The 5597-nt window shown below is 50.0% G+C and carries 5 protein-coding genes and 1 other RNA gene; 2 read left to right on the plus strand and 4 right to left on the minus strand.

Annotated features, from left to right (window positions below; genetic code table 11):
- Positions 1 to 210: 210 nt before the first annotated feature.
- The 4 genes from rsmH to rsmI form a co-directional block, all read right to left on the minus strand.
- A complete protein-coding gene (gene rsmH / locus JKY90_07835; protein MBL4852172.1) occupies positions 211 to 1158 on the minus strand; it encodes a 16S rRNA (cytosine(1402)-N(4))-methyltransferase RsmH in 948 nt (315 codons plus the stop codon).
- Complete coding sequence (gene mraZ / locus JKY90_07840) at positions 1158 to 1619, minus strand: division/cell wall cluster transcriptional repressor MraZ (GenBank protein ID MBL4852173.1); 462 nt, start codon at positions 1617 to 1619, stop codon at positions 1158 to 1160. The genes rsmH and mraZ overlap by 1 nt, the downstream gene beginning before the upstream one ends.
- A 210-nt stretch (positions 1620 to 1829) precedes the next feature.
- Positions 1830 to 2191, minus strand: an RNA gene (gene rnpB, locus JKY90_07845) — RNase P RNA component class A.
- Positions 2192 to 2209: 18 nt separating this feature from the next.
- Complete coding sequence (gene rsmI, locus JKY90_07850) at positions 2210 to 3076, minus strand: 16S rRNA (cytidine(1402)-2'-O)-methyltransferase (GenBank protein ID MBL4852174.1); 867 nt, start codon at positions 3074 to 3076, stop codon at positions 2210 to 2212.
- A gap of 231 nt (positions 3077 to 3307) precedes the next feature.
- On the opposite strand from rsmI, the gene JKY90_07855 reads away from it, so the two are divergent.
- Positions 3308 to 5278 (plus strand): penicillin-binding protein activator, encoded by a 1971-nt coding sequence (locus JKY90_07855; protein MBL4852175.1) that lies wholly within the window; start codon positions 3308 to 3310, stop codon positions 5276 to 5278.
- A partial coding sequence (locus JKY90_07860; GenBank protein MBL4852176.1) for a YraN family protein occupies positions 5278 to 5597 on the plus strand: 320 nt, incomplete at its 3' end. The genes JKY90_07855 and JKY90_07860, both read left to right, overlap by 1 nt.

Consider the following 5597-nt stretch of genomic DNA (forward strand, 5'->3'; position numbering starts at 1 on the left):
CAAGACGGAAGAAGCGCGGTATAGTTGTGCTATATAAGCGACTGACAACGCAGTAGGGCGAAAAATGAGGCTCAGCCCTGTGGGTTGCGTCTTCAACGCCGCCACTCGGCGTTACTCGTTGCTCATTTGGCGCAACCAAACGACGCGCCTCGTGCCTGGATTGGCGGCGTTGAAGACGCAACAGTGGCACAAATGAAACGTCAACAGACCCTAACACGGACAGCGCTCTGCGATACGCAGCATGGCACTACGCGACCTTGGGTTTTCATCGAGCTCACGCTGGCTCGCGCTACGCGCCTTAGCTACCAATTTGAGCTGGTTCGGTTTAGCTGGCGCAGCAAATGGAATGTCATGCGGCAGATCATCTACTTGGCTCGAGTGTTGTCGCATCAAGCATTTAACAATGCGATCTTCCAGCGAGTGAAAACTAATGACAACAAGACGACCTGCCGGCGCAAGCACTGATAAAGCCTGCTCTAACAGACGCTTAATTTCACCTAACTCATCATTAACTTGTATACGTAGCGCTTGAAAACTACGCGTTGCAGGGTCTTTGTGGCGCTCTTGTTTTGGCGATGCGGTAACAACAAGTTGGCGTAATTCGGCAGTTGTCGCCAAGGGTGCCTCCTTACGCCGTGCGATGATTGCACGCGCAATACGACGCGCATAGCGCTCCTCACCAAATTCACGCAAAACCTGGGCAATTTCGCTTTCTTGCGCATCCTGCAACCATTGCGCGACGCTTTGACCCTGGCTCTGATCCATGCGCATATCAAGTGGACCATCAGCACGAAAACTAAAACCACGTTCAGCGCTATCGATCTGTGGCGAAGAAACACCAAAATCACAAAGCAAACCATCAACCTTGCCGAGCAAACCGTGTTGGCCAACCACATCAGCTAAATTGCTAAAAACAGAATGTATGATTTCAAAACGCGATTCATCGGCCATACGCTCACGCGCATCAGCCACCGCAGCGATATCACGATCAAACGCCAGCAAACGCCCAGCAGAGCCAAGCTGCGATAAAATTGCCTGGCTGTGACCACCACGACCATACGTCACATCGATGTAAGTGCCGTCTGCTTTGATTGCTAAGCCCTCAATCGCCTCGTTAAGCATCACTGGGTAATGCCCAGCCACTGCCAAATCTGTCATTACAGGTTTTTTAAATAATCAGGCAATTTGTCGACATCAATTGCCGCCGGATCGCCAGATAACCACTGTTGGCCAATCGCGTTCCAGCTTTCCTCGTCCCAGATTTCAAACTTATTACCTTGCCCAGCCAAGACAATACTTTTACTGATCCCGGCATATTCTTTCTGGCCAGCAGTTAACAAGATGCGGCCCTGACCATCGAGCTGGCGCTCTTCGGCATAACCCATCAAGACACGACCAACATTGCGCGCAACACTATCAAACACCGTTGGCATATTGGATAATTTGCGCGCAAGCTTTTCCCATTCGGGTTGCGGGTAAACGAGTAAACAGCGATCATTGAAAGCAGCAGTAATACACACTTGCTTGGCACAATGCTGTTCAAGCAAAGAACGATAGCGCGTTGGCACAGCCAAGCGCGCTTTGGTGTCGAGATTGATATGAGTTACACCGTAGAACATACCCGGCTTCCCATATTTTCCCCACTATTTACCACTTTTCCCCACATTCTTGCCACTATATACTCATAGATGTCACTGTCAAGAGGCGTAGTTACAGGTTTTCCAGGTTTTGCGAGGGATTGGGGGAAAGCGGTTGAGAAATGCCTAAAGGTACCATAACAATCAAAGACTTAGAAAGCCTCTGGTAAGCAAATAATGGTAAAAAAGAAAGGAGGAAGTCAGCCGATAAGCCGGGTTCTGTCGTGGGCAATCATTTCTCTACGATACGCGTCGCCGCGCACCTCTAGCAACCTACCCGGGAGCAGTGTGGGCCACACCAATGCTCCCCTATTTGGTCTTGCTCCGGATGGGGTTTACCCTGCCACTGCTGTTACCAGCAGCGCGGTGCGCTCTTACCACACCATTTCACCCTTACCACCGCTGCAAGCAGTGATGGCGGTATATTTTCTGTGGCACTTGCCGTCGGCTCACGCCGCCCAGGTGTTACCTGGCATCCCGCCCTGTGGAGCCCGGACTTTCCTCTCTATCGCCAAATAATAATCTGCCGATACAGCGATTGCCTGGCTGACTTCCGTGGCTAGCTTAAGCGCTCAGCCATCACCTGACAAGGTGCCCATTGATTGGCGCAAGGTGAGCGCTAGCTGATAAAGCTCATTTTTGCTAACGCCAGTTAATTTACTAGTCAGTGCTGCGGCCTGCTTAACGGGCAATTCTGCTAACAATATAATCAAAATACGTTCGGCATCGGCCTTATCTGTCGTCGGTTTTGACCCCGCAACCACCAGCACAAATTCACCTTTTTGCTGATTACTATCTACTTCGATAAACGTCTGCAATTGTGCCAAATTAGCCGAGTGAATGGTTTCAAATTTCTTGGTCATCTCACGCGCCATCGTCGCATCACGGTCGGCACCAAACACGTCTATCAAGTCATCCAGACTGGCCAGGATACGGTGCGATGATTCGTAAAAAATTAGTGTTCGTGTTTCATTCACTAGCTGTTGCAGTCGAGCTCGCCGCGCAGCCACCTTGGCCGGTAAAAACCCTTCAAAAACAAAGCGATCTGTCGCTAAACCAGCAACACTCAGCGCTGCTATCAAGGCGCTAACACCAGCAATTGGGCAAACTTTCAAGCCAGCTTGATGCACTTCACGCAACAAAATATAACCCGGGTCACTGATTAAGGGCGTACCTGCATCCGAGATCAGAGCAACGGACTTACCCTCACGCAATAAGCCGACGATCGCTGCGCTCACATTACGTTCATTATGATCGTGACATGCTATGGTTTTTGTAGAAATGCCAAAATGCTGTAATAAGTGTGCGCTATGACGCGTGTCTTCGCAGGCGATGACATCGACATCATTTAACACTTGCAATGCACGCGCACTGATATCGCCGAGATTGCCAATCGGTGTAGCAACAACGTATAAAGTCCCACTAGTGCAGTGTTTCATATCGAATGCAGGTATAGACGCAACCAGAAAGGCAGATGCAAGGCGCGTCCTCGCAGAGCCTGCCCCGTGCTTGACACGCGGGATAGTGGTGCTATCTCAAGAGGGCGTAACACCGCAGCTGGCTTTCTATACCTGCATTCAATATGAAACACTACACTGGCAATTGACACTCTCACCCCCTACAGCTAACGTGACCGGCACGCTTAGTGATTTAGTATAAAAGGAACCAGTGTGCCCGAATTAAGCAATCTCCACCAAACCCTCCCATGTAAATCGGGTGAATCAATCTTTTCCCGATTCATATTCAGGCAAACACTATTACAGGCATTACTCTACGCATTGGTTGCGACATTTCTGCTCAGCGCTTGTACTGGTACAGTAACCAAGCCTGATAGCCCCTCAACGCAAATACAACAACAAGCCTTTGCCGCTGAGCAAGCCAGCGACCACAACAAAGCGGCTGAACTTTATCTACAGCTCGCTACAACCAGCACAGATGAAGGCCTTAAGTACGAGTGGCTAATCAAGGCAGCACAAAATTATTTTAAATCTGGCCAGAGCAAGGCTAGCGCTGAACTGCTGGCCGAGCTTGATATAAACCGTCTCACGACGCAACAGCTACTACAACGACAACTGCTTGTCGCCAATCTTGCCCTTGAACAACGCGACTATGTACGCGCGCAAACCGCGCTTAATTTCACTATCCCTGAACACGCGGATACGCTGACACAACAAAAGATTCACAAATTGCGTATCACCATAGCCAACGCACTCAACGACCCTATTGCCGCCGCACGCTCACATATCGCTCTCGATGCTTTACTTGACGATGCCCCTGCAAAGCACTTCAATCATCAAACACTTTGGCAACTGCTGCAATCAGCACCGCTAGAAAAGCTGCAAGCTGCTCAAGCCAATGCGTTTAATAGTACCGTATTAGGCTGGTTACAACTGGCTATTATTACCAAACGCCCTGCCCAGCAAGCCCGTCGCAGCATCAACGAATGGCGACAGTTTTTCCCGTCGCACCCAGCCGATCAGCTCATTGTCGATAGCGTACTGGCACGACAAACCCTGGAAGCCTATCGGCCATCAAGTATCGCGCTACTACTGCCCTTACAAGGCTCCTTGGCCAATGCTGCTAAGGCGATACGCGATGGTTTTTTAGCTGCTTACTACCAAAATGATCACAACGTTACACCCAGCATTCGCGTCTATGATGTAACCAACGCCGACGGGCAAGTTCGTGACGACATCTACACGGTGTATCAAAACGCGGTAAGCAATGGCGCTGAGTTTATTATTGGGCCACTGAGCAAAAATGCTATCGACTCGCTGGCATTACGTAGTGATTTATCAACCCCCTTGCTGGCGCTCAATTATGTCAGTGGCCGTGGCGAACCCCACGATTTATTTTTTCAGTTTGGTCTGTCACCCGAAGATGAAGCGCGCCAGGTTGCCGAACGTGCCTGGCACGATGGTCACAGACAAGCCATCGCGTTGACGCCAAGAGGTGATTGGGGCGAACGCATGCAAACTGCTTTCACCGATCATTGGCAGTCACTCGGTGGCGTTCTCGTTGAGAGTAAATACTACGATGCTAACAGTAGCGACTTTTCACGACCCTTACGCAGTATGCTGCAACTTAACTCGAGTCAAACACGTAAACGCAGCCTACAACAACAAATGGGCTTAGAACTGCATTTTGAGCCGCGCCGTCGCCATGATGCTGATTTTATTTTTCTTGCTGCGTTCCCACGTCAAGGGCGTTTATTAAAACCCCAACTTAAATTTCACCGCGCCAGCAATCTGCCAGTCTATGCCAGCTCACACATCTTTAGTGGCGCCATCAATGCCGAGGCTGATCGCGATATTAATGGCGTCATGTTCTGCGACACACTGTGGGCCATTGATCCTGCTGCTTCAGCCATACGCCAACAAGTAACGCAACTTTGGCCACAAAATAGTCATAACCTACTACGCCTCTACGCCTTAGGTGCTGATGCATTCAAGCTTATTCCCCATATTAACGCGCTACAACAATCAGAATATTATTCCTACCAAGGGCAAACAGGCGTACTGAGCATGGATCGACAAAGGCGACTGCATCGCCAGCTATCTTGGGCAAAAATCAGCCATGGCATACCGGTTATGTTAGCGCAACCGGATACGGGTGTAAGTCCGCGACTTGTTACGCCATAATGCACCGTCGTGCCCACCACCTTCAATTAGGCGCCGACGCCGAGTCTATGGCAGCGGATTATCTCACCAAACAAGGGCTAAAACCTAAAGCACAAAATTATCGCAGTCGCTGGGGGGAGATTGACTTGATCATGACCGAGGGCGAGACATTGGTTTTTATTGAAGTGCGTTACCGTAGTCGCAGTGATTTTGGCTGTGCCGCCGACACGATCAACCAGCGCAAGCAACAACGCATTACGCGCACCGCACTTTGTTATAACCAAGAAAATAACTTACACGACGACGTTGCCATGCGCTTCGATGTTGTACTCATTGAAAA

The sequence above is a fragment of the Gammaproteobacteria bacterium genome (assembly GCA_016765075.1).
Taxonomy (GTDB): domain Bacteria; phylum Pseudomonadota; class Gammaproteobacteria.